The sequence below is a fragment of the Paraburkholderia silviterrae genome (assembly GCF_004353915.1).
Taxonomy (GTDB): Bacteria; Pseudomonadota; Gammaproteobacteria; order Burkholderiales; family Burkholderiaceae; genus Paraburkholderia; species Paraburkholderia silviterrae.
The window spans coordinates 325,298-350,357 of the sequence record NZ_SMRP01000001.1 but is presented as its reverse complement, the minus strand read 5'-3'; the positions used below and the strand labels follow the sequence as shown (position 1 = coordinate 350,357).

The window sequence follows — 25,060 nt, the reverse complement described above, 5'->3', positions numbered from 1 at the left end:
CGGAGTGACTAAGGGCTCATCCATCCGGCGGCGCTCCGCGCGCCGTGGGGCATAACCAAACACCGGTGGGGTTCATGCGTTTTAGTAGGATTCCCACGTATTTAATCGGCGGTACTCCCGCGCATTCGCCGGGCAGCACGCCCGGTTTTTCTTGCAGACCCTTCCGCACGCGCGTAGCGCGCAGCGGGAAGGATGAGTCCTTTGTCACTAACGCGGAGTGTGCGGGGAGACGGATGCTCCGGAGCCGCTCCGATTTACAGGGCAGTGGTGGACTGCGTCACACTGGCGGTTTGAGCCGCTTTCTTTTGCCTACTTTTCTTTGCGGCTGCAAAGAAAAGTAGGTGCCGCCCCGCACAGGGGCAACGCTAATAGACCGACACGAAAGCAAGGAAACGCGGAAGGCCCACAAGGCCCGCAAGGGCCCCCCACTATCAACCCACTCGCGCCCGCTTGCGGGCCTCCTCATACATCCATCGCAGCGTCGCATCAATCGGCGTGCACGCCGCCCCCCCAACAAGCGACCGCAACTTCGCATTCGATCCCACCAGATGCCGCACCTCGTTCGCGCGCACGAAACGCGGATCGACCTTCACCTCGATCTCGTACCCAGCGATCCGCGAGAGCATATCGAGCACTTCACCGAGCGTCCAACCGGTGCCCGAGCAAACGTTGACCGTCTCGCCGCGCGGCGCCGCCGCGATGAGCCTGGCATACGCATCTACCACATCGCGCACATCGGAAAAGTCGCGGCTCACCTCGGTGTTGCCGAGCGAGATCGTCCCGTCGCCACGCGCATAGTGCTCGACGATCTTGGGCAGCAGAAAGTCTGTGCTCTGACCCACGCCCGTGTAATTGAACGGCCGGGCGACGACCAGCGGCAACTGCGCGTTCCAGCGCCTGGCGACATATTCCATCGCGAGCTTGCTCACCGCGTAATCATTCGCCGGCTGCGGCGCCACCGCTTCGTCGATAACACCAGGCGTCGCGTTGCCATATACGTTCGCACTGCTCGCAAGCAGCACGGCACGCGGCACATGACGCTGATGCGCGAGCACATCGAGCAGGTTGCGTGTGCCAACCACGTTGACGACATAGGTGCGAGCAACGTCGCCGTTAGCAACGTTCGCAACCGCCGCGAGATGCACGACCACATCGGGCTGCACGGTCTCCACAGCGTGCGCGAGCGCCTCGGGGTCGAGCAGGTCGGCGGCGAGCGCGGCGATGCCGCCCGGCACGCCATCATCGCCAACGGATTCGCCGGCACGCACGGTGCCCCAGACGCGGTAGCCGTCCGCGGCGAGACGTGCGGCCATGTAGCGGCCCGTGAAGCCGCCCACGCCGGTGATGAGCGCGCGTGGCGCGCGCCGCAGCGTATCGTCAATGCGTTCAGAACGTGTCATGTCGCTCGTTGCGTGCGAGGTCGGCCGTGACCATCATCTGGCACAGTTGCTCGAGCGAGGTCTGCGGCTCCCAGCCGAGCTTGCTGCGCGCCTTGCCAGCATCGCCGATCAGCAGGTCGACTTCGGCGGGGCGGTAAAAGCGCGGGCTGACGCGCACCAGCGTGCGGCCCGTGGCAATGTCGACGGCGGTCTCGCGTTCGGCGCGGCCCGACCATTCGAGCTGGAAGCCGGCCGCGGCGAAGGCCATCGTCACAAAGTCGCGCACGGTTTCAGTGCGACCTGTGGCGAGAACGTAGGTGTCCGGATCGTCGGCCTGCAGCATGCGCCACATGCCTTCCACGTATTCGGAGGCGTAGCCCCAGTCGCGCTTGGCGTCCATGTTGCCGAGCTCGAGCACGCTCTGCTTGCCGAGCTTGATCTTGGCGACCGCGTCGGTGATCTTGCGCGTGACGAACTCGCGGCCGCGCAGCGGCGACTCGTGATTGAAGAGAATGCCGCTGGTCGCGAAGATGTCATAAGACTCACGGTAGTTGACCGTGGACCAGTGCGCGAACAGCTTGGCGATACCGTACGGGCTGCGCGGGTAGAAGGGCGTGTCCTCGCGCTGCGGCACGGCCTGGACCTTGCCGAACATTTCGGAGGTCGAAGCCTGGTAGTAGCGCATGCGCGGGTTGACGACGCGAATGCCCTCGAGCAGATTCAGCGCGCCGATGCCGGTCACTTCGGCCGTGGTCACGGGCTGGTCGAAGGACACGCCCACGAAGCTTTGCGCGGCGAGGTTATAGACCTCGCCGGCCTGCGAGCGCTCGAGCAGACGCAGCGTCGAGCCCGCGTCGGTGAGATCGTGCTCGACGAGTTCGAGCGAGGGATGATCCGTGACGCCGAGTTCGTTCATGCGCCAGAAGTTGACCGAGCTGGTGCGCCGGTAGGTGCCGACCACCTGATAGCCCTTGTCGAGCAGCAGCTTGGTCAGATACGCGCCGTCCTGGCCGGATACGCCGGTGATGATCGCTTTGCGTCGTTCGTTCATGTGTCAGTACCTTTGAAGTAGCGAACGTGGATTCGGAACCTGTTTATCTGGTAGAGATTCAGGACTGCGAGGTGGGGGCGCTCACGCGGGCGCGCACGCTGGCCTCAGCGTGCAGGGGCTGGCGGCCTGGGCCGCGCGTGAGGCGCTTTTCGATGAGGAACCAGCTTGCGCTCGCATAGACGAGCGTGATGGAGAGCGCGATGGCGGCGCTCACCGGGCGGCTGAAGTGCAGCGGCCACACCGCATAGAGAATCGTGAGGTGAATCAGATAGATCGTGTAGCTGATGGTGCCGATGTAGACCAGCACCGGATTGCAAAGCATGCGTTTGATAAAGCCTCGCGATTGCAGCGCGATTACGACTATCGACGTGCAGAACACGAGCGAGACGCTGTAGAGCAGGGCGTTCGAGAGCGGCGTGTTGGCTGCGCGAAAGCGCGGGTAATGCAGGTGCAGCCACGCGAGCACGGCGAGCATTGCGAAGAAGAGAATCGCGGCGGGCACCTTGAACGGCTCGAGCGCGTTGCGATCGCGCCGCACGAGCACGGCGAGCAGCGCACCCGCCGCGAGCAGGTCCATGCGGAACGGCGTGAGGTAGTAAATGGGCCAGAACGAATCGAACCACGGCGTCGCGACGGCGCGCAGCACGGGCACGAGGAAAACGAGCGCCGCGGCCACGACGGCGAGCGCGCGTTCGGGCAGCAGCAGCACCACGAAGGGCCAGAAGATATAGAACTGCTCTTCGACGGCGAGCGACCAGAGGATGTTCAGGCTGTCGTGACCGCTCTGGTTCAGCGCATCGCCGATATTGGTCGCGAAGAATGCGTACCACGGCCAGTAGTGCGCCCAGCCGAAACCGAACAGCAGCGACGAGACGATCATCAGCAGGATGTACGGAGGCAGGATGCGGCGCGCGCGGCGCGCGTAGAAGTAGCTGAAATACGACTGCCCGCGCGCCTTGCGCTCGAGCAGGATGCCGGTGATCAGAAAGCCGCTCAGCACGAAGAACAGGTCGACGCCCATCCACAACGGCGCTTTGAGTGCGTGCTGGGCGAACACGGCCAGCACGGCGAAGGCGCGCAGGCCGTCGAGCTGGACGATGCGGTGGGAATGTTGCGGCGGGCTGGCGAGGCTGTTTACGGTCATCGGCTATCCGGTTGTTTCATGCATGCACAGGCCGGTTCATTCTAAAAAGAATTAAATGGTCAAAAAGCCGAAATATATTGCTGGGTGATTTTGAAAATGAAAGCGATTTGATTAGCCAGAATATGGGCGTCAGTATCGTGGCGATTGTGTTGCAGTTTCGTTTCGGAAATCGGGACAAGTTCGCGTCGTGGCCGCCGCGCGGGCCTTTGCGCTGCGCGTGGCGATTTATTTCGCATGTGCATCGGCAGGCGGGGTGAATACTGAATTTTTTTGAATTATTTTCGCTTTTTGTGCTGCGATTTTTCTTCGTGAATGTACGGCATGATCCAGACGGATTCAACCGACCGGAGGAATTGCTTTGCCGTTTCCGATTCCCGACCGCCGTATGCGCAGGACGCTGGCGCTCGCTGCACTCAGTGCGTTCGTCTGCACCTCTTCGGTTCAGACCCTCGCCGCGCCGCAACTCAATGTAACGACTTCGTGGATCGGCAACACGTATGGCAACGGCCAGGGTACGTGGACTCAAATCAACATCACCGCCATCGCCGTGACACCCGATGGCAAGGTCTACACGGACGCGCCCTGGGATGAAAGCGGCGCGGAGATCAGCGCGTATCAAAACGGCAAGGTGCTCGGCTTTGCCGGCGGCACGCATGGCTGGGGCGGATACGGTGGCAACGCCGTAGCCGTGAACCACCGCTATCTCTACGCGGCCGTGGCCGTGGGCAACGAAAGGGGCCACCTGATCGGCCCCGGCATCTGGCCCGAGAAGGGGCGCCAGTGGTACGGCGTGACGCGCAGGCCGATTGACGAGCCCAAGCGTGCCGCGGCCTTCCAGGCCGCGCCCGATGCGCTCAATCCGCACGCGCAACTCGCGAGCGCATTTCTCAAGATCTCCGACGTGCCGGCCGTCGCTCATCCCGACCCTGCTGTGCACGTTGCCGACGTGGGCGGTCTCGCGGCAACCGATTCGCTGCTCTACGTGAGCAACACGATGGCGAGCCGTATCGAGGTGTATGACGCGAACTCGATGCAGCGCAAATCGCAATTCGACGTGCACGAGCCGGGCAAGATCGCGGTGGCGGGCGACGGCTCGCTGTGGGTGGTCACGGGCAGCGTGACCGATCAGACGCCGCGCATTGCGCATTATTCCGCGGATGGCAAGCCGCTCTCCAGCACGATCGAGCTGCCTGCCGACTCGGTGCCCGTGGACGTGGCCGTGGATTCCCAGCAGCGCGTGCTGGTGGCCGACAACGGCCCGCGCCAGCAGATCCTCATCTATTCGCGCGACGGCGGCGGCTACAAGCAGAGCGGCACGCTCGGCGAGCGCGGCGGCATTTTCTCCGGCGTCGCGGGCCGGCCGGGACCCGGCCGCTTCAACGGCCTGACCGGCGTGGGCACGGATGCGAAGGGCAACATCTACGTGTCGACCAACGGCATCGGCCCGCGCCAGGGCGCCATTGGTGCGGGGCTGGGCGCGACGCTCGAAAGCTATTCGCCCGACGGCAAGCGTCTATGGAACGTGGAGGGGCTGCTGTTCGTGGACGGCGCGTGGGTGGACCCGTCGCGGCCCAATAGCGTCTACACCGGCAACAAGCGCTTCGAGCTCGATCTTTCGAAGCCGCCGGGGCAGGACTGGAAATATGCAGGATTCCTCTCAAATCGCTTCAAGTATCCGCAGGACCCGGTGTTCAACGGCGACATGTGGCCGGGCCTGCCCACCGCGCGCGAGTTGAACGGCCACACCTTCCTCTACCTCACCGACATGTACGCGGATCACCTGAAGATCTACCGCTTCGATCCGCAGCGCGACGGCGAGACCGCTATTCCCTCGGGCTTCATCGCGGGGCGCGCGCGCCCGGTGGAGCACATTCCGAACGCGCCGCCGGGCGGCGACTGGATCTGGCGCGATACGAACGGCAACGGCGCGTTCGATGCCAGCGAGTTCGCGAAGTATCCGGGACCTGGCCACCTGGCGGGCGGCTGGGGCTGGTGGATCGACACGCGCGGCGACATCTGGCGCGCGCGCGACAACAAGGGCATCACGCGTTTTCGCTTCGGCGGGCTCGATGCGAAGGGCAACCCGATATACGCCTACGACAAGATGGATCAGTACGCGATGCCCGCGCCCTTTACCGAGGTGCATCGCGCGATCTACGAGCCGAAGACCGACACGCTTTACGTAGCGGGCTATACCGCGGACTCGCCGCACGATCCGGGCTTCGTGAAGGAAGCGGGCCGTGTGCTCGTGCGTTACGACAAGTGGTCGAGCGGCAACCCGCAGCAGCGCTATCTGCTGCAACTGCCCTGGGACCCCAAGGCGAAGCCGCCGGTCACGCCGGCGGGCGTGACCGTGGAAGGGCAGTACCTGTTCGTGGTCGAGCCTGCCGGCAACGTCCACGTGTACGACAAGGACAGCGCGAAGGAAATCGGCACGTTCGGCCCAGGCGCCGAAGTCGGCAATACCTCGGGCTGGGTGGACGTGCCCTTCGGCATTACCGCGCACCGCCAGCCCAATGGCGAATACCTGATCTTCGTTGAAGAAGACGCGCGCGGCAAAGTGATGATGTACCGCTGGAAGCCGGCTTGAGAGCCCGGTTCAGAGGGCGATTCAGGGGCCGATTCAGTCACCTGAGGCCCGCATTCCCAAGCCGCGCCGCACGCTACCGGAACACATATGGATAAAGGAATACTGCGCAACGTCGCGATCAATCTGTTTGGCCTCGTGCTGCCGACCTTCGTGTCGCTGGTCACGGTGCCGCCGTACATCAAGATGCTAGGCGTCGACCGCTATGGCGTGATTGCGCTGGTGTGGACGCTGATCGGCTATTTCAGCGTGCTCGACCTGGGCATGAGCATGGCTGCGCAGAACCAGATCTCGAAGGCCTATGCGTCGAAGGACGCCGAAGCCTGCGAGCGCGTGTTCTGGAGCGCGTTCTGGCTCAACTTCATCACGGGCGCGATTGGCGGGCTCTTGATTTACTCGGGCGGCGCGCTCTATACGGCGTACTTCACGCACGTGAGCGCCGAGCTGCGCCATGAGGTCTATCTCGCGTTGCCGTGGCTCGCGGTGGCGATTCCCATCGCCAACGTCTCGTGGGTGTTCGCGGGCGCGATCAACGGTGCGGAGCGCTTTGGCATCTACAACACGAACCAGACGCTCGGCACGTTCCTGTTTCAGTTGCTGCCGCTCGGCGCTGCATGGGCGATTGCGCCGAACCTGCAGACCGTGATTGCCGCCGCCGTGCTCGCACGCCTGCTGGCGGGCCTGCTGCTCGGGCGCGCCGCGCTGCGCGTGCTCGGCATCAAGCAGGTGCGCGGGCCGCGCTTCGACACCTCGAAGGCGCTGTTCAATTTCGGCGGCTGGATGCTGGTTGCCAGCGTCTCGACAATGGTCGCCGACTCGCTCGACCGCATGATGCTGGGCGCGGGCCTGGGTGCGCGCTTCGTCACCTATTACACGGTGCCGCAGAACCTCGTGACGCGCCTGAACATGGTGCCCAACGCGCTCGTGCGCACGCTGTTTCCGCGCCTTTCCTCGCTGCACCGCGAGCATGCGGATGAAATCGCGACGCAGTCGCTACAGTTTCTCAACGCGGTCTTCACGCCCGTGGCGATTGGCGCGATCGTGGTGCTCGAGCCCTTCCTGCGTGCGTGGGTGGGCCCTGAGATCGCCGGGCACGGCGCGCCGGTGGGACGCTTCCTGATCATCGCCGTGTGGCTGATCGGGCAAGCGGGCGTCACGCGCATCCTGATCCAGTCGCAGAACAATCCCGCTGCCGCGGCGCGCGTGGGCCTCGTCGAGCTGCCGCTCTACGCCGGCCTCCTGTGGCTGGGAATTTCGCGTTTCGGCCTGCCTGGCGCCGCTGCGGCGGTGCTGGCCCGCGCGCTCTTCGACTATGTCGTGCTGCTGTGGCTCTCGCGCATTCACAGCCGCACGATCGTGGTCGACATGTTCGCACACCTGAGTTTTCTGGCTGCCGCGCTCGCTATCGCGTGGTGGCTGCCTGACGCGATCTATGCGATCGGCGCAGGCGTCGTGCTGGCGCTGGCCAATTGCGTGTGGTCGGTTGCGACCACGCCGCTGTTGCGCGGCTATGCCCGTTCCCTTCTGTTTCGCCTGAACCTACGGAAAAGCGCATGAGTCACGAACTGATTGACGAAGTGGCGCCGTCCGAAAGCGCCGCCGCGCCCGCCCAACGGCGCGATACCCACACCCATGCCCGCGGCGAGTCCAGCGTGACCGCGTTGCGACCGCCGCAGGAGGCGCGCCTTGTGCGCCCCGAGCGTCCCACGCGCGCCGCGAACCGCAAGCCGCGCGTGGCCATCGTGCACGACTGGCTCGTCACCTACGCGGGCGCCGAGCGCGTGCTCGAACAGATCATCGACTGCTTCCCCGACGCGGATCTCTTCTCGGTAGTCGATTTCGTCGAGGAGAAGGACCGCAAGTTCCTGCGCGGCAAGCGCGCGACGACCTCGTTCATCCAGCGCCTGCCGAAGGCGCGCACGAAGTACCGTGCGTATCTGCCGTTCATGCCGCTCGCCATCGAGCAGCTCGACGTTTCGGACTACGACGTGGTCATTTCGAGCTCGCATGCGGTGGCCAAGGGCGTGCTGACCGGCCCCGACCAGTTTCACATCAGCTACGTGCATTCGCCGATCCGCTACGCGTGGGATCTCCAGCATCAATATCTGCAGGAGTCGCATCTCACGCAGGGGCCGAAGTCGATGCTCGCGCGGCTGATTCTCCACTACATCCGCAACTGGGACGTGCGCACGGCGAACTCGGTCGATCAGTTCGTGGCGAATTCGTCGTTCATCGCGCGGCGCATTCACAAGGTTTATCAGCGCGAGGCCGAGGTGGTGTATCCACCCGTCGACGTCGACGCGTTCGAGCTCGAGACGCGCAAGGAAGACTTTTACCTGACCGCTTCGCGGCTCGTGCCATACAAGAAGATCGACCTCATCGTCGAGGCGTTCTCGCGCATGCCGGAGAAGCGCCTCGTCGTGATTGGCGACGGTCCCGATATGCAGAAGGTGCGCGCGAAGGCCGGCCCGAATGTCGAGGTGATGGGGTATCAGCCGTTTTCGGTGCTGCACGATCGCATGCGCCGTGCGAAGGCATTTGTGTTCGCGGCAGAAGAGGACTTCGGCATTTCCGTCGTGGAAGCGCAGGCGTGCGGCACGCCCGTGATCGCCTACGGCAAGGGCGGTGCGCTCGAAACCGTGCGCGACTCGGGCTCGCAGCCCACGGGGCTGTTCTTCGACGAGCAGCGCGCCGAGGCCATCATCGCGGCGGTGGAGTCGTTCGAGCACGATCCGGGGCGTTTTCGCGCCGAGGATTGCCGCGCGAATGCGCAGCGTTTTTCCGCGGCGCACTTCCGCGAGCAGTTTTTCGCGCGCGTGGCGCGGGCCGTGCCGGCCATCGCCGAGGCCGGGCTGCCGCGTGCCGCCGAGCCCGAAGCGAGCGGCGGCAACGATGGCGAAGGCGGACGAGCCGCAACGCAAGACACGAAGCAAGAAGCCCGGCAAGACGCGCCTCGCGTGCTGGCGATCGACCAGAGCGGCGTGCTGGGCGGCGCGGAGCTGTCGCTGCTGGAGGTGGTGAAGGGCCTGCGCGCGCGCATCGAGGTGCTGCTGTTCAACGACGGGCCGTTTCGCGAGGCGCTCGACGCCGCGGGCGCCCGCGTGGACGTGCTCGACTCGGGCGCATTGCGTAACGTGCGCCGCGACGGCGGCGCGGTGCCCAGGCTCGGCGTGCTCGCGGGCATTGCCGCGCTCGTGCGCGAGACGCGCCGCCGTGCACGCGGCGCCGACGTGCTCTACGCCAATACGCAGCGCGCGATGGTGATCGGCGTGCTGGCGGGCAAGCTCGCGCGCAAGCCCGTGGTCTGGCATTTGCGCGACATTGTGAGCGACGAGCATTTTGGGCGCGTGCAGCGCGCCGTCATCAAGGGTTGCGCGAAGCTGGGCCTCGCGCACGTGATTGCGAATTCGCACGCTTCGGCGCAGGTCTTTTCCGATCTCACGAAGTTCGACGCGCGGCGCATCGACGTCGTGCACAACGGCGTGGACGAATCGCCGTTCCGCGCGCTCGCGCGCGTGCCGCAGGCGCAATTGCGCGCGCAGATCGGTCTGCCGCAGGACGCGTTTCTGGTTGGCGCATTCAGCCGCCTCGCGCGCTGGAAGGGCCAGCACGTGCTGCTCGAAGCGCTCTTGCTCGAGCCGCGGGCGCATGCCGTGTTCGTCGGCGCGCCGTTGTTCGGCGAAGATGCCTATGCGCAGGAGCTGCGCGAATTCGTTGCCGCGCGCGGTCTCGCGGACCGTGTTCATTTCCTCGGCTTCCGGCACGACATTGCGGCCTGCATGCGCGCGATGGATGTGATCGCGCATACCTCCATCACGCCGGAGCCGTTCGGCCGCGTCGTGGTCGAGGGCATGCTCGCGCAGCGGCCCGTGGTGGCCTCGCGCGACGGCGGCGTGACGGAGATTGTCGAGCACGGCAAGAGCGGGCTGCTCTGCACGCCGGGCGACGCGCAGGAGCTTGCGAAGACGCTTGCCGCGTTGTGTGATGACGCGCCGCTGCGCGAGCGGCTCGCGCAAAACGGGCTTGAGGTGGCGCGCGAGCGCTTTGGCAAGGAGCAATACGTCGAAGCGGTCGGACGCGTGCTCGATGGCGTCGTGATGCGCGCGCGATAAAGGCTCAGGGAGAAGCGAGGGGCCGTCGAATCAGGGCGGCGAGGGCGGGGCCGTGCAAGCGCGGCCCCGCTTTTTTTCGCATGTAGCTTGAAGCTTTTCGCATGTAGCTTGAAGCGCGATGCGCCGCTTTTTGGCTGGGGCGCGCTTGGGCGGCAAGACCTGATTGAAAAGGGCCGCTATAGCTTTGGCTATAGCGGCCCGTCTTCACGAAGCATCGATGCGCAATCTAAACGCGCTCATCAAGCAGCCCGTTTGCGCAGGCGTGAGGCGACGTTGAGCGCCGGCAACTCGAACAGGCGATAGAAGAGCCATGCGATGGGCAGCACGGCGAGCGTGAAGCCGAACGAAGGCCAGATCGAGGTCTGCAGCGCGGAGTGGAACAGCAGCGAGCCGAGCAGCACGAAGAGCGGCAGATGGATCAGGTAGAGCGAATAGCTGAAGGCGCCGAGCTTCGAGAACGCCTGCATGAGCACGCCGCCGGTTGCGGCCGGCCGCGCGAGCGCCTTGACGAGATAGCAGGCGAAGGCGCAGGCCCAGAGCTGGAATGCGCCGTACTGGCCGAAGTGGAACGCCACGCAGCCCGCCACCGCGAAGAGCGCAGCGGCCACGTAAGCGAAGCGAAAGCCTTCCGAGCCGCGCAGGCGCGCTTCCGCAATCCATGCGCCGAGCATCCACGAGAACCAGTACGACGTGAAGAACACGATGTCGTGCCGCGCGAGCGTAAGCGCGGAAATCACGTTGATGGCGGCGATGCCAGCCAGCACCGCGTTGAGTCCGACGCGGCGGCGCACGGCGAACAGCAGCGGATAGAGCAGGTAGAACTGCACTTCGAGCGAGAGCGTCCAGAGCGCGCCGTTGGAGCCGTAGGTCGGGCCCGCCACGCCTTGCAGCGAGAGCAGGTTGACGAGGAACGCGCGCGGCCCGATGTCGAGAATCTTGTGGCTCACGGGCGTCATCGTGAGGCTGAACGAATCGGCCACGAAGGTGAGCACGAGCGCGGCGAGCAGCACGGGGTAGATCCGCACGAAGCGGCGCAGCCAGAACTGCCCGGCGTCGAGCCGGAAATCGGGGTTCTTCAAGAGACGCGCGGCGCCGCTGCGGTGAATGCAATAGCCGCTGATGACGAAGAAAATCGGCACCCCGGCGGAGCCCCACGCAATGGGCAGCGTGAGCCACGCGGCGATCGTGCCGGGGCTCGCCAGGCTCGCGTGGGTCTGATGGAAGGCGCCCATGCCGATCCAGGTGACCTGGCGGCAATGGAAATACGCCACCAGCAGGGCGGCGAAGCCACGCAGCGCATCGATCAGGTGATCGCTGGCGACGGCACCGGCGGGTCGCGCGACGGCGGCTGGCAGGGTGGTTGCTGGCGGCAGGATGGTTTCGAGTGCGGGATCGCTCATTGGGGCGTGGCGTGCGTGATAGTGGGAGGCTACCTGGCGATCATAGGGGGCCTCGCGCGAGGAAATTATGCAAAAGTTTTTCAAAAAGTATTCGTGGCGCTTATTCGGTGTCACCTTGGCCACATGCAAAAAATCCATAAGTTCGCCGAAATCGAGAAATAAAACCTTGTAACGAGAAAGCGATTTATTTGTGTGATTTGAAATGCTAATTTAATGGGGATCGCCATAAGGTCGATGGAGATTTCGATGAACCTGCATTTGCTGGCCGGCATTGCCGTGCTGTTGATTCTCGTCGCGGTGTCGGCGTATCGCGAGGCGCTGCGCAATGAGCCTATCCGGCGTTCGCGCACGCAAACGGGTGGCTTGCCGCCCGCCGACGAAGTCGAGTAAACTGCGCGGTCATGCAATATCCGCCATTGCGCCGCGATTGCAAGCCAGCTTGAAATCTGCTCGCTTGACGCTCGAAACCGAATCAGGAAATTCATGCCGATTATTCGGGGTGCATGGCAATCAATCAGGCAATAATTGCCGCTGGTCTGCTTGACCGTCGCATTCGGAATTTCGTCTTTTTTCGGTACTGGACGGACCCGACCCTTTTGAACACAAAAACTGCCCAGCAGAAAGACCCAACAAAACCCTCGGGGACGCCGGCTTGCCTTGCTGCGAGACCGTTACTCAAACGATCGAACTGGGAATGAACATCATGCTCAAAGTTACCAAAGCGGTATTTCCTGTTGCGGGCCTCGGTACGCGCTTTCTGCCCGCCACCAAGGCTAGCCCCAAGGAAATGCTGCCGATCGTCGACAAGCCGCTCATTCAGTACGCGGTGGAAGAGGCGATCGCTGCGGGAATCACCGAAATGATTTTCGTAACCGGCCGCAGCAAGCGCGCGATCGAAGATCATTTCGACAAATCGTACGAGATCGAAGCCGAGCTCGAAGCGCGCAACAAGCAGAAGCTGCTCGACCTGGTGCGCAGCATCAAGCCGAGCAACGTGGACTGCTTCTACGTGCGCCAGGCCGAAGCGCTGGGCCTCGGCCACGCGGTGATGTGCGCCGAAAAGCTCGTGGGCGGCGCACCGTTTGCCGTCATTCTCGCCGACGACTTGCTTTATAGCCCCAAGCCGGTCATGAGGCAGCTCGTGGATACCTTCAACCACTATCACAGCTCGGTGGTGGGCGTGGAAGCGATCGCGCGCGAAAACAGTGCCTCGTACGGCATCGTGGACGGCCGCGAGTGGGAACAGGATGTGTTCAAGCTCTCGGGCATCGTGGAAAAGCCCGCGCCGGAGGCCGCGCCGTCCAATCTCGGCGTGGTTGGCCGCTACGTGCTGATGCCGACGATCTTCAATCACCTGCGCGCACTGAAGCCGGGCGCGGGCGGCGAGCTTCAGCTCACCGATGCGCTGCAATCGCTCCTCACGGAAGAGCAGGTGCTCGCGTATCGCTACATGGGCACGCGTTTCGATTGCGGCAGCAAGATCGGCTACCTGAAGGCCACCGTCGAGTTCGCACTGCGCCATCCTGAAGTGAAGGACGAGTTCGAGGCCTATCTGCAGAACCACCTGCCGCAGGCACTGGCCGCAGCGGCCTGAAATTAGCGATCCTTATCGAAGCACGCTGGGCGCTTTGGCGCCCAGCGTGCTTTTTCTTTTGGTGCCTGCTTGCGCGGATTTCGTATGGGCCTGTGCGTTCGGCCAGCTCCGCGCGATGCGTGATGCATCGGCAACGTCGGCACGAAAGTGCCGGCTGCGTTTGCCCGCAGGCCCGGCGGATGGGGCAAGGGCGTCGACGACTCGCGCGGCGCGTGGAACTCGCATAATCGGTTGCGTGTCCGAATGCGAACGACTACGTGCTCATCGAGGAGATCCGGCAATGATCAGGCGTCCCGTAGCAGGCAGTGAACACCCGGTGCCCACCGGCGCGCAATGCGTCGGCGCGTGCGATCCCGCGGAACATTTCAACGTCGTAGTGATATTGCGCCGCCAGGCCGAGCCCGCGTTCCGCGAGCTGGTCGAGCGCATCGCGTCGGGCGCGCCCGGCGCGCATCCGATTTCGCGCGAGCAATACGACCAGCGCTTCGGCGCAGACGCCGCCGACATCGCACGCGTGGAGGCGTTCGCGAAGGCGCACGGCCTGGCGGTCGTGAAGGCCGACCCCGGCGCGCGCCGCGTCGTGCTCTCGGGCACCGTGCAGCAGTACAACGCCGCATTCGGCGTGGACTTGCAGCGCTTCGAGCATCAGGTCGGCAAGCTCAAGCAGCACTTTCGCCAGCCCACTGGCCCCGTGCATCTGCCCGACGACCTGCACGGGATCGTCACCGCGGTCGTCGGCCTCGACAGCCGCGCAAAGGCGCAGGCGCATTTCCGCATTGAATCGACAACGCTCGCGACAACCCCGGCGAAACGCCCACCGCCGGTTGTGACAGCCACCGGCTCTGGCGGGGCCGTGCATGCGCCGATCCGGGCCGCGCGCGCGGTGAGCCGCTCATTCACGCCGCTGCAACTCGCCGGGCTCTACGATTTTCCGGCCGGCGACGGCAAGGGCCAATGCATCGCGCTGATCGAAATGGGCGGCGGCTACGCCCAGTCGGACCTCGATGCCTATTTCAGCGCGCTTGGCGTCTCGCCGCCGCGCGTGGAGGCCGTCTCGGTCGATCAGGCGACCAACGCGCCGAACGGCGACCCCAGTGGGCCCGACGGCGAAGTCACGCTCGACGTGGAGATCGCCGGCGCGCTCGCGCCCGGGGCGCTGATCGCTGTCTACTTCGCGCCGAACAGCGAAGCCGGTTTCGTCGACGCCGTGAGCGCGGCGCTGCACGACAGCCAGCGCAAGCCATCGGTCATTTCGATCAGCTGGGGCGCGCCCGAGTCGGTGTGGTCGCAGCAGACGCTGGGCGCGCTCAACGACGCGCTGCAGACGGCCGTCGCGCTGGGCGTGACGGTGTGCTGCGCGGCGGGCGACAGCGGCTCGTCGGACGGCGTGGGCGATGGCGCTGACCATGTCGACTTCCCCGCGTCCAGCCCCTATGCGCTTGGCTGCGGCGGCACGCAGCTCACCGCGGCGAACGGCCAGATTACGCGTGAAACGGTGTGGAGCAGCGGCGAGAACGGCGCGACCGGCGGCGGCGTGAGCGCAACGTTCGCGCTGCCCGCGTGGCAGCAGGGTTTGAAGCTGGCGCGCAGCAGCGGCGCAGCGGCCGCGCTCGCGCAGCGCGGCGTGCCCGACGTGGCCGCCGATGCCGACCCGTCGACGGGCTACGAGGTGCATATCGGCGGGACGGATACCGTGGTGGGCGGCACGAGCGCCGTCGCGCCGCTGTGGGCCGCGCTGATCGCGCGCATCAATGCGAGCAGCGGCAAGGCGGCGGGCTTCGTCAACGCGAAGCTCTACGCCCAGCCTGGCGCGTTCAACGACATCACGAGCGGCAACAACGGCGACTACGCGGCCACGCCCGGCTGGGACGCCTGCACGGGGCTCGGCACACCCGTGGGCACCAGGGTGGCAGCCGCGCTTGGCTCGGCGTAGCATCGGGGACCAGCGCGCCGCGTGACGGAGTGCGGCGCGCATGCAAAAATTTTCCTGGTTTCCAAAGCGAAACCGCGTTCCGGGCGATCGATATACCACGGCGTACCACGAGCAAGGAGAAAATATGAACGAAGAGGCTCAGACCAACGACGGCAAGGCAGCGGCGAGCGGCAATGGCAAGCACCGCAGCCCGAACGACCAGCCGTGTTTCGATCCCACCGCTTACGGCAACGGCCCCGACGACTTCGTGACCGACATGACCGAGAACGCCGCCGTCACGCATCATGCGATCCAGATCGGCAGCGAGGTGATTGCCTATACAGCGACCGCGGGCCATCTCGTCACGGTCGACCCGAGCAGCTCGCAGCCCAACGCCAAGATTTTCTACGTGGCGTTCACGAAGGACGGTGTGCAGGCCCAGGACCGGCCCGTCACGTTCTTCTACAACGGCGGCCCGGGTTCCTCCTCGGTGTTCGTGCTGCTGGGTTCGTTCGCGCCCAAGCGCATCAAGACCTCCATGCCGGGCTTCACGCCGCCCGCGCCCTATGCGCTCGAGGACAACCCGGACAGCCTGCTCGACAAGAGCGATCTGGTCTTCATCAATCCGGTGGGAACGGGCTATTCCGCGGCCATCGCGCCGCATCACAATCGCGACTTCTGGGGCGTGGATCAGGACGCGGATTCGCTCAAGCAGTTCATCAAGCGCTACCTGAGCGCCAACGACCGCTGGAATTCCCCGAAGTTTCTTTACGGAGAATCGTACGGCACGGCGCGCAGCTGCGTGCTCGCGTATCGCCTTCACGAAGACGGCGTGGACCTGAACGGCATCACCTTGCAGTCTTCGATTCTGGACTACACGCAAAGCGGCAATCCGGTTGGCGCGCTGCCCACGGCGGCGGCCGACGCGTGGTATCACCAGCGGCTTGGCGTCAAGCCGGCGCCCAAGGATTTGCAGACCTTCGCGGCCCAGGTGGCGCAGTTCGCGCGCACCGACTACCGGGTGGCGCTGGAAAAATTCCCCGATCCGAAAAATCCGGCGATCCCCGCTACGCTCAAGAAACTTTCGGAATACACGGGTATCGACACGCAAACGCTGCAGGCCTGGGACCTCAACATCGCGGCCTACGACAGCCGCGGCAACTCGCTGTTCCTCACCACGCTGCTCAAGGACAAGGGCGTGGCGCTTGGCTCGTACGACGGCCGCGTGAGCGCGATCGACACGGGCATTGCCGGCAACATCGACCCGAATTCGGGTGGCAACGACCCCACCATGACGGCGGTGAGCGGCGTGTACACGGCCATGTGGAACAGCTATCTGAACGAGACGCTCAAGTTCCGCACCAACTCGTCGTTCACGGACCTCAACGACCAGGCCTTCAAGAACTGGAACTTCAGCCACATCGACCCGACGGGCGCGCAAAAGGGCGTCGACGCGCAGGGCAACATCGTGCTTTACACGGCGGGCGACCTGGCCGCCGTGATGGCGCTGAATCCGGATTTGCGCGTGCTTTCCGCAAACGGCTACTACGATTTCGTCACGCCGTTCTACCAGACCGTGATCGATTTGCAGCAGATGCCGCTCGTCGACCAGAAGGTGCGCAACAACCTGAGCGCGCGCTTCTATCCATCGGGGCACATGGTGTATCTCGACGGTGCCTCGCGCACGGCGCTCAAGGCCGATGTCGCGAAGCTCTACCAGAACGCGGTGTCCGACCGTCCTGCGGTCGCGCGCATCCGCGCGCTGCAGCGCATGAGCACGATGAGCGCGATGCATCACTGAGGGCGCCGCGCTGCCCATCGTGCAGCGGGTGCCGCAAGTGCAGCGGCGCGGCGTGATGCGTAGTGGTGCGTAGTGATGCGTACTGCTGCGCAGTCGTGCGGCGGGGCGGCTAGTCCAGGCGTCCCCGCGCCATGGCCGCGAGGCACGCGCGCGCGTCGCCCGGCACGATGCGCGCCGCGCACGCGATCATGAGGTTTTTCGTCAAGCCGAAATCCTCGACGAGAAAACCGCGCTCGCAGAGCCGGCCTTGCGCACCGGGGTGCGAAGGCACGCGCTCGATCAGCGTGCCGGTGTCGGCCGAATAAGCCCAGATTTCCTTGCCCAGTGCGGCGGCAAAGCCAATCTCGAAAGCGGTGCCTGAGTCGGGCTCGCCCGGGCCGCGAAAATCGTTGACATTTGCCATCACGATATCTGCGCTGCGGATGGCGTCGATGTTGGCGCGATAGATCCACGCGGCCTGGCGCGGGCCGTCGAGATCGGCGGGCACCTGGACGTCCAGCGGGTAAAGACCCTCGAAGCCGAAGTCGCCGCATGCGGCGACGAGCTGTGCGCCGTGTTCGAGCGCGTCGGGGCGAAACACGTCGAAGCCCGCGAGATAGACGCGCGGGCGACGGGGCGGGGCGGCATGAGTCATGGCGTGCGCTCCTCCATGCGATGTATCCGATACGAAACTCGACCGATGATTGTAGCCCCGCACCGGGCGTGCCCACAGTTTCGGTCTTGCTTACATAATGTTGACTGTGCCGATTGCGTGCCGCTACGATTATGCACTTTGCATTCATTGCAGGGCAGGGGCGTGACCGGTAACATCCGCGCCTGCAACGCCAGGCATAAGACCCGATTTTCCTGGCCGAGCTGCGATGGCTCGCATGAACAACGCACGACCAACGCATGCAAGCGCCAGACCCATGATGTGGAGACCATGAATACCATCACTAGCGGCCTTGCGAGTGCCCAACGACAGCAACTCGAATCCCGGGCCTACTCAAAAGCGACCCTGCGCCTGTTGCCCTTTCTCTTCCTTTGCGACGTCGCGGCCTATCTCGACCGCGTGAACGTCGGCTTCGCCAAGCTGCAGATGCTGAGCGACCTGCAGTTCAGCGAGACCGTCTACGGTCTTGGCGCGGGGATCTTTTTCATCGGCTATTTCTTCTTCGAAGTCCCAAGCAATCTGCTCATGCATCGCGTGGGCGCGCGCAGGTGGATCGCGCGCATCATGCTCACGTGGGCGGTGATATCGGCGGCCTCGCTGTTCGTGAAGACGCCCACCCAGTTCTATCTCGTGCGCTTCTTGCTGGGTGTGGCCGAAGCCGGCTTTTTCCCCGGCATCGTGCTCTATCTCACCTACTGGTTTCCCGCCGCGCGGCGCAGCCGCATGAACGCGCTCTTCATGATCGGCATTCCGGTCGCGGGCGTGCTGGGCGGCCCGCTTTCCGGGTGGATTCTCGCGGCCTTCGACGGCCGGGATGGCTGGGCGAGCTGGCAATGGCTGTTCTTCATCGAGGCGCTGCCCTCGTTCGTGCTCGGCGTGATCACGCTGTTCTATCTGCCCAATAGCATCCGCGCGGCGAAGTGGCTCTCGAACGAAGAGCGTGCCGTGCTCGAGGAGAACATCGAGCAGGAGCAGGCCGGCAAGGGTCATGCATCGGTTGCCTCGGTGTTCAGCAATGGCCGCGTGTGGCTCATGGCGCTCATCTACTTCTGCTGCATGATGGGCCTCTACGGCATCAGCTTCTATCTGCCCACGCTCATCAAGGCGAGCGGCGTGAAGAGCGCGCTCGACGTGGGCCTCCTGACCGCGATTCCCTACGCTTGCGCCGTGTTCAGCATGCTGTTCGTGGCGAAGAGCGCGGACCGCAGCGGCGAGCGCCGCTGGCACTTCGCGATTGCCTCGCTGGCGGCGGCGCTCGGTCTCTACTTGAGCACGGTGTTCGGCCACAACGTGCCGCTCGCGATGCTCGCGCTGTCCGTGGGCGCCGCCGGCATGCTCGCGACCATGCCGGTCTTCTGGGCCTGGCCGAGCGCGATACTCGCCGGCGGTTCGGCCGCCGCGGCCATCGGCATGATCAATTCGATCGGCAATCTCGCGGGCTTCGTGAGCCCGACGATCATCGGCTGGATGAAGGACGTCACGCATAGCACCAACGCGGGCATGTACTGCGTGGCGGCGGCGATGGTGCTGGGCGCCGCGTTCTCGCTGCTGCAGCCGAAGGAGATCGTCAACGGCTGAGCCCGCGGGCCGGACCCATGCGACGCGAAAGCAGCGGCTGTGGCCGCTGTTTTTTTTCGCCTTGCGTTTCTCGCGGCGGCGTGCGCGCGCTAACATCGCATAGGATGGCGCCGAGCCATGCGGATCGGGCGCGTTGTGCAGGGCGCATCACTTCACGAATCGAAACGACCATCGGGCATGGGGGAGCGAATCATGAACCGGCTCAAGCGCGTGGCGAAGGGGCGGTGTCGGGCGTTGCGCACAGGTCTTGCCGGCGCGGCAACGCTGGCGCTGCCGTTGCTATTGCTGCAACCGGCTGGCGCACAGGTTGCGCAGCCCACGCTCGATAAGGTCCGGGCCGCGAACATGATTGCAATCGGCTATCGCGAGACCTCCGTGCCGTTCTCGTATGTGGACGCGAACGGCAACGTGATCGGCTTTTCGCAGGACATCTGCAATCATGTCGTCGATGCCGTAAAAGCGCAGGCGCATCGCCCGAATCTGCAGGTGCGCTTCATTCCCGTGACTTCGCAGAACCGCATCCCGCTCGTGCAGAACGGCACCGTCGATCTCGAATGCGGCGTCACCACCAATCTGCAGGCGCGCCACAGCCAGGTGACGTTTTCCGATACGTTCTTCGTTGCGAGCACGCGCCTCTTGACGCGCAAGGATTCGGGCATTCACGATTTCAGCGATCTCGTGGGCAAGACCGTGCTCACCAATCAGGGCACGACGTCCGAGCGCATCCTGCGCCGCATGAATCTCGAGAAGCATATGAACATGCAGGTGATCAGCGCGAAGGACTATAGGCAGGGGCGCGAGATACTCGAATCGGGGCGCGCTGTCGCGTACATGATGGACGACGTGCTGCTCGCCGGCACGCGCTCGCTGACTGCGCATCCGTCCGACTGGGTGATCGTCGGCACGCCACAATCCTGGGAGGCCTATGCATTCATGCTGCGCAACGGCGATCCGGCTTTCCGGCAGCTCGTGAACGAGACGATGAGCGCGCTCATGAAGAGCGGGCAGATCGGCGCGCTCTATATGAAGTGGTTCGAGCAGCCGGTGCCGCCCAAGGGCGTGAACTTTCACTTTCCGATGAGCGATGCGCTGCGTGCGCTCTATGCGGCGCCGAACGACCACGCGCTCGATTGACGGCGTCGTTCTCCTGCGGGCCTGTGCTATGCACACGAGCCGGGGCTTTGCCGTCCGCCGTACAGACGTGAGATGATTCCGGTCCCGGCGCGCGCGAGCGGTGCGCGTCGTCAAGCCCAGACTGGCAAGGTGCCGTGCTCAATGGCCATGGCCCAGGCGTGCGGCGAATCAATGAACGGGAGCGGACATGCAGGAAGCAGGCAACACGGTAGTGATCGTCGGGGCAGGGCACGCGGGCGGCAACGCGGCGGCGCTGCTGCGGCAGTACGGTTTCGAGGGGCGCGTCGTGCTGGTGGGCGAAGAACCGGTGCCGCCGTATCATCGTCCGCCGCTAAGCAAGACCTACCTGAAGGGCGAGGCCGATCTCGAGCGGCTCTGGCTCAAGCCGCGCCAGTTCTACGACGATCAGCGCATCGAACTGAAGCTCGGCGCGAGCGCGCAATCGCTCGACCGCGCAAGCCACACGCTGACGCTCAGCGACGGCACGGCGCTGCATTACGACAAGCTCATTCTCGCGACCGGCTCGACGCCGCGTGCCTTGACGTTGCCGGGACACGACCTCGCGGGCATCGTGGCGCTGCGCTCGCTCGCCGACGCCGACGTGCTGCGCGAGCGCGTGAAGCCCGGCGAGCGGCTCGTGGTGATCGGCGCGGGCTACATCGGTCTCGAAGCCGCGGCCGCCGCCCGTCAACTGGGACACGAGGTGACGGTGCTCGAGGCTGCGCCGCGCGTGCTGGGGCGCGTGACCGGCGAGACGGTCTCCACGTTCTACGAGAACGAACATCGCGCGCAGGGCGTCGACCTGCGCCTGAATTCGAAGATCGAGGCGTTCGTGGGCGAGCATGGCAAGCTCACGGGTGTGAAGCTCGCTGGCGGCGAGATCGTGCCCGCCACGCTTGCGCTGATCGGCATCGGCATCACGCCGAACGTCGCGCTCGCTCAGGCGGCGGGCATCGCGTGCGCCAACGGCATCGAGGTCGATGAGGACGCCCGCACGTCGGACCCCGACGTGTTTGCCATTGGCGACTGCGCGAGCCGGCCGCTCGCGCACTACAGCCGCACGGGCCGTCTCGAGAGCGTGCACAACGCGGTGGAGCAGGCGAAGCTCGCCGCGTCGGCCATTGTCGGGAAGGCGCGGCCCGCGTGCGACGCGCCGTGGTTCTGGTCCGATCAGTACGATCTCAAGCTGCAGACGGTGGGCCTGCACGAGGGCTACGACGAGACCGTCGTGCGCGGCGATCCGGCCGCGCGCCGCTTCGCTGTTTACTACCTGAAAAACGGCACGCTGCTGGCGGTCGATGCGGTGAGCTCGATGCCGGATTTCCTGTGTGGCAAGAAGCTCGTGGGCTCGGGCAAGCGGCTCGATCTCGCCGCGCTGCGCGACCCGGGCACGGATCTCGGCAAGTTCGCGGCGGCGGCGCTGGCGTAGCGAGCGCAGCGCGCATTGCGGGGCTGGCTATTTGGCGATGTCTTGATCTGCGTGCCAGCGCGGGGGGGCGGCGCTCCACTATCATCGCGGACGCGACGCAACCGTGCGTTTTGCCTGGCGCGTCGGTCTCGCATATGGCAGCCACGCAAACAAGGTCCGCACGGTGCATACATCCGCTCATCCAGAATCGCGTTCCTCTCCTGAAGTTTCCGGGTTTTCCGATACGCAACGTGGCAGCCACGCGGCGAGTTTCGCGCGCGTGGACGCACCTTGCCTTGAAGGCCCCGAGGGCATTCGCTACGACTTCAACTATGGGTGTCGCGTGCATGTGCCGGTGGCGGGCTGGCGCGTGCGCATGGTCGATCTCGACACGCAGAACCTCGTGTTCGACGCCGCGCTTGCGGCCGGCGAGATCGTGGCGAGCCGCCGCAAATACTTTGTGCGATTCCTGCTGGAGGTGTTCGACGGCCCCCGACAGGTCTTCTCCCATGCATTCGATGCCGCCGAAAAGCACGTCTGGATGACGATCGGCTCGGGCGCACTGGGCGATGCGATCGCGTGGGTGCCGGCTATCGAGGCCTTTCGGCGGCGGCACGGCTGCTCAGTGACCGTGCAGATGCGGCCGTGGCTGCATGAGCTGTTCGAAGCTGGCTATCCGGCGCTGCGTTTCGTATCGGAAATGCCGGGGGACTCCGGTACCCTGGACGATTGCGGCAAGCCAATCTATGCAACATACCGCGTGGGCTGTTTTTCGCCATATGCCGACCGCGATCACCAGCCCACCGATCCGCGCGTGAGCAGCCTGCAAGACTTTGCCTCCTACCTGCTGGGCGTGCCGCCGGTGGAGCGGCGTACCAACGTCGTAATGGCCGACCACTCGCGCGCCGTGGCGCAGCCCTATGTGTGCATCGCAGCACAGGCGTCGGCGCAGTGCAAATACTGGAACAATCCGGACGGCTGGCGCGGGCTTGTCGCGCACCTGAAGGCGCGCGGCTATCGCGTGCTGTGCATCGACCGCGACCGCGAATATGGCTTGCCCGGCGCGCCGAACACGATGCCGGAAGGCGCCGAGGACTTCACCGGCGCGCGGCCCCTGCAGGAACGCGCGAGCCTGCTCGCGCACGCGGACTTCTTCGTTGGGCTTAGCAGTGGCCTGTCCTGGCTTGCCTGGGCGGTGGGGGTGCCTGTGGTCATGATCAGCGGTTTTTCGCATCCGAAAAACGAGTTCCATACGCCGTGGCGCGTGATCAATTTTCATGGTTGCAATAGCTGCTACAACGACACCACAGTCGAGTTCGACAGCGACTTCGGCTGGTGTCCGCGCCACGCGGGCGACGCGCTGCGCTATCAGTGCACGACAGTGATCACCGCAGGCCAGGTGATCAGCGTGGTGGACGAACTGATTGCAGCGCGTGGTGCATCGTGAGGGGGCGTGTCTTGACTCTCGGCTAGAATTGGGGCGCGTGCCGGTGCGGCGCCGCAACCCGAGGAGATCGACGCGATGGAACAACGCTCCCGTTTCGGCGCGAGCCTGCTGCCTTATCTGCTGGTCGGCCCACAACTCGCGGTCACGGCCGTGTTCTTTCTCTGGCCCGCGGGCGTCGCGCTCCTGCAATCCACCGAGGCCCAAGACGCCTTCGGCACCTCCTCGGAATTCGTCGGCTTCGCGAATTTCGCACACCTGTTCAAAGACCCGCTGTATCTGGACTCCATCAAGACGACGGTCGTCTTTGCCGCGCTCGTGACCGTGTGCGGCCTCGTGCTTTCTCTCGCGCTCGCCGCCATGGCGCATCACGTCACGCGCGGCAAGCGCTTTTACCAGACCTTCCTGATCTGGCCGTACGCGGTGGCGCCAGTGATCGCGGCGGTGCTTTGGGGCTTTCTCTTCAATCCGAGCATCGGCCTCGTGACTTACACGCTCGCGCGCGTGCACGTGATATGGAATCACGCGCTCAATCCGGGGCAGGCCATGACGCTCGTGGTGGTTGCGTCCGTGTGGCAGCAGATCAGCTACAACTTCCTGTTTTTCTACGCGGGGCTGCAAGCCATTCCGCAGTCGCTCTTCGAGGCCGCGGCCATCGACGGAGCGGGGCCGGTGCGGCGCTTCTTCGGCATTGCCTTGCCGCTGCTTTCGCCTACGAGCTTCTTTCTGCTCGTCGTGAACGTGGTCTACGCGCTCTTCGACACCTTCCCAGTGATCGACGCGGCAACGGGCGGCGGACCGGGGCAGGCTACGCGCACGCTCGTCTACAAGATCTTCGACGAAGGCTTTCGCGGGCTCGATATCGGCAGCTCCGGCGCGCAGTCCGTGGTGCTGATGCTGCTCGTCACAGCGCTCACGATCTTCCAGTTCCGCTTCATCGAACGGCGGGTCCAGTACTAGGTCACCTATGATCGAGAACCGCAAATACTTCAACCTTTTCTGCCACGCGATGCTGCTCGCCGGCGTGGCCGTGGTGGCGTTTCCTGTCTACGTCGCGTTTTGTGCGGCGACGATGAACGCGCAGGAGGTGTTCTCGGTGCCGCTTTCGCTCGTGCCCAGCACGCATCTGCTGGAGAACGCGGCAACGGTCTGGAACGTGGGTACGGGCAATGCCGCAAGCCCCTTCGGCAAGATGCTGCTCAACAGCGTCATCACGGCGCTGGTGATCTCGGTGGGCAAGATCGCCATCTCCATCATTTCCGCCTATGCGATCGTGTTCTTCCGCTTCCCGTTTCGGCGCCTCTCGTTCTGGCTCATTTTCGTGACGCTGATGCTGCCCGTGGAAGTGCGCATCTTTCCCACGGTGCAGGTCGCGGCCACGCTGCATCTCACCAACACCTATGCGGGCCTCACGCTGCCGCTGATCGCCTCGGCCACCGCCACGTTTCTGTTTCGCCAGTTCTTTCTCACACTGCCCAACGAGCTGATCGAGGCGGCGCGCATCGACGGCGCGGGTCCGCTGCGCTTCTTCTGGGACGTGGTGCTGCCGCTTTCGAAGACCAATATCGCATCGCTCTTCGTCATCACGTTCATTTACGGCTGGAACCAGTACTTGTGGCCGATCCTCATGTCGAGCACGGCGTCCATGACGACTTCCGTGGTCGGCATCAAGAGCATGATCGCGAGCGGCGACGCGGCCACGCAATGGCATCTCGTGATGTGCGCGACGATGATCGCGATGCTGCCGCCGCTAGTCGTGGTGCTCGCGATGCAGCGCTGGTTCGTGCGCGGGCTCGTGGATGTCGAGAAGTGACGCGTGACGATGAAGGCCAGGACATCGGGCAGAAAGCGAACGAACAAGTGA

General features: G+C 64.7%; 18 protein-coding genes. 13 read left to right on the top strand and 5 right to left on the bottom strand.

The features are described 5' to 3' along the window. Window positions 1-431: 431 nt before the first annotated feature. From EYW47_RS01625 to EYW47_RS01615, 3 genes are read right to left on the bottom strand one after another with little or no spacing between them, the layout of a single operon-like run. Complete coding sequence (locus EYW47_RS01625; RefSeq protein ID WP_133193140.1) at window positions 432-1,400, bottom strand: NAD-dependent epimerase/dehydratase family protein; 969 nt, start codon at window positions 1,398-1,400, stop codon at window positions 432-434. Then, on the bottom strand, window positions 1,387-2,430 hold the full coding sequence (gmd, locus tag EYW47_RS01620) for a GDP-mannose 4,6-dehydratase (protein ID WP_133193139.1): 1,044 nt from the start codon (window positions 2,428-2,430) through the stop codon (window positions 1,387-1,389). The genes EYW47_RS01625 and gmd overlap by 14 nt, the downstream gene beginning before the upstream one ends. A gap of 58 nt (window positions 2,431-2,488) precedes the next feature. Beyond that, window positions 2,489-3,574, bottom strand: coding sequence for an acyltransferase family protein (locus EYW47_RS01615; RefSeq protein ID WP_133193138.1), 1,086 nt, complete (start codon window positions 3,572-3,574; stop codon window positions 2,489-2,491). 385 nt (window positions 3,575-3,959) lie between these two features. Between EYW47_RS01615 and EYW47_RS01610 the strand changes: the two genes are divergently transcribed. The 3 genes from EYW47_RS01610 to EYW47_RS01600 all read left to right on the top strand — a co-directional run bounded on the left by EYW47_RS01610 (window position 3,960) and on the right by EYW47_RS01600 (window position 10,273). Continuing rightward, the gene (locus tag EYW47_RS01610; protein WP_133193137.1) at window positions 3,960-6,164 is read left to right on the top strand and encodes an NHL repeat-containing protein; all 2,205 of its coding nucleotides are present in this window, start codon (window positions 3,960-3,962) and stop codon (window positions 6,162-6,164) included. Between the two features lie 87 nt (window positions 6,165-6,251). Then, window positions 6,252-7,718: an oligosaccharide flippase family protein gene (locus EYW47_RS01605; RefSeq protein WP_133193136.1), complete on the top strand. Its 1,467-nt coding sequence runs from the start codon at window positions 6,252-6,254 to the stop codon at window positions 7,716-7,718. Beyond that, complete coding sequence (locus EYW47_RS01600; RefSeq protein ID WP_133193135.1) at window positions 7,715-10,273, top strand: glycosyltransferase family 4 protein; 2,559 nt, start codon at window positions 7,715-7,717, stop codon at window positions 10,271-10,273. The genes EYW47_RS01605 and EYW47_RS01600 overlap by 4 nt, the downstream gene beginning before the upstream one ends. A 239-nt stretch (window positions 10,274-10,512) precedes the next feature. On the opposite strand, the gene EYW47_RS01595 is transcribed toward EYW47_RS01600, so the two are convergent. Next, a complete protein-coding gene (locus EYW47_RS01595) occupies window positions 10,513-11,673 on the bottom strand; it encodes an acyltransferase family protein (protein WP_133193134.1) in 1,161 nt (386 codons plus the stop codon). Between the two features lie 246 nt (window positions 11,674-11,919). On the opposite strand from EYW47_RS01595, the gene EYW47_RS40705 reads away from it, so the two are divergent. The 4 genes from EYW47_RS40705 (at window position 11,920) to EYW47_RS01580 (ending at window position 16,980) form a co-directional block, all read left to right on the top strand. Next, complete coding sequence (locus EYW47_RS40705) at window positions 11,920-12,063, top strand: hypothetical protein (RefSeq protein ID WP_165976468.1); 144 nt, start codon at window positions 11,920-11,922, stop codon at window positions 12,061-12,063. 313 nt (window positions 12,064-12,376) lie between these two features. After that, entirely contained in the window at window positions 12,377-13,267 is an 891-nt protein-coding gene (galU, locus tag EYW47_RS01590) for a UTP--glucose-1-phosphate uridylyltransferase GalU (protein ID WP_133193133.1), read from the top strand. 280 nt (window positions 13,268-13,547) lie between these two features. Then, the gene (locus EYW47_RS01585) at window positions 13,548-15,200 is read left to right on the top strand and encodes a S53 family peptidase (protein ID WP_133193132.1); all 1,653 of its coding nucleotides are present in this window, start codon (window positions 13,548-13,550) and stop codon (window positions 15,198-15,200) included. Window positions 15,201-15,324: 124 nt separating this feature from the next. Next, the gene (locus tag EYW47_RS01580; protein ID WP_133193131.1) at window positions 15,325-16,980 is read left to right on the top strand and encodes a S10 family peptidase; all 1,656 of its coding nucleotides are present in this window, start codon (window positions 15,325-15,327) and stop codon (window positions 16,978-16,980) included. A gap of 109 nt (window positions 16,981-17,089) precedes the next feature. Here EYW47_RS01580 and EYW47_RS01575 read toward each other — a convergent pair whose 3' ends face one another. Then, window positions 17,090-17,614 carry a nucleoside 2-deoxyribosyltransferase gene (locus EYW47_RS01575; protein WP_133193130.1) on the bottom strand — a complete coding sequence of 175 codons (525 nt, stop codon included), beginning with the start codon at window positions 17,612-17,614 and terminating at the stop codon, window positions 17,090-17,092. A 288-nt stretch (window positions 17,615-17,902) separates the two neighbouring features. On the opposite strand from EYW47_RS01575, the gene EYW47_RS01570 reads away from it, so the two are divergent. The 6 genes from EYW47_RS01570 (at window position 17,903) to ugpE (ending at window position 25,009) form a co-directional block, all read left to right on the top strand. Beyond that, window positions 17,903-19,210, top strand: a complete 1,308-nt coding sequence (locus tag EYW47_RS01570; RefSeq protein ID WP_133193129.1) for an MFS transporter — start codon at window positions 17,903-17,905, stop codon at window positions 19,208-19,210. Between the two features lie 192 nt (window positions 19,211-19,402). Then, entirely contained in the window at window positions 19,403-20,344 is a 942-nt protein-coding gene (locus EYW47_RS01565) for a transporter substrate-binding domain-containing protein (protein ID WP_133193128.1), read from the top strand. A gap of 187 nt (window positions 20,345-20,531) precedes the next feature. Then, a complete protein-coding gene (locus tag EYW47_RS01560) occupies window positions 20,532-21,773 on the top strand; it encodes an NAD(P)/FAD-dependent oxidoreductase (protein WP_133193127.1) in 1,242 nt (413 codons plus the stop codon). Between the two features lie 259 nt (window positions 21,774-22,032). Next, the gene (locus EYW47_RS01555; protein ID WP_165976467.1) at window positions 22,033-23,199 is read left to right on the top strand and encodes an autotransporter strand-loop-strand O-heptosyltransferase; all 1,167 of its coding nucleotides are present in this window, start codon (window positions 22,033-22,035) and stop codon (window positions 23,197-23,199) included. Window positions 23,200-23,274: 75 nt separating this feature from the next. Further along, window positions 23,275-24,156 (top strand): sn-glycerol-3-phosphate ABC transporter permease UgpA, encoded by an 882-nt coding sequence (gene ugpA, locus EYW47_RS01550; RefSeq protein WP_133193125.1) that lies wholly within the window; start codon window positions 23,275-23,277, stop codon window positions 24,154-24,156. A gap of 7 nt (window positions 24,157-24,163) precedes the next feature. Then, on the top strand, window positions 24,164-25,009 hold the full coding sequence (ugpE, locus tag EYW47_RS01545) for a sn-glycerol-3-phosphate ABC transporter permease UgpE (RefSeq protein ID WP_133193124.1): 846 nt from the start codon (window positions 24,164-24,166) through the stop codon (window positions 25,007-25,009). The last annotated feature ends 51 nt before the right edge of the window (window positions 25,010-25,060 follow it).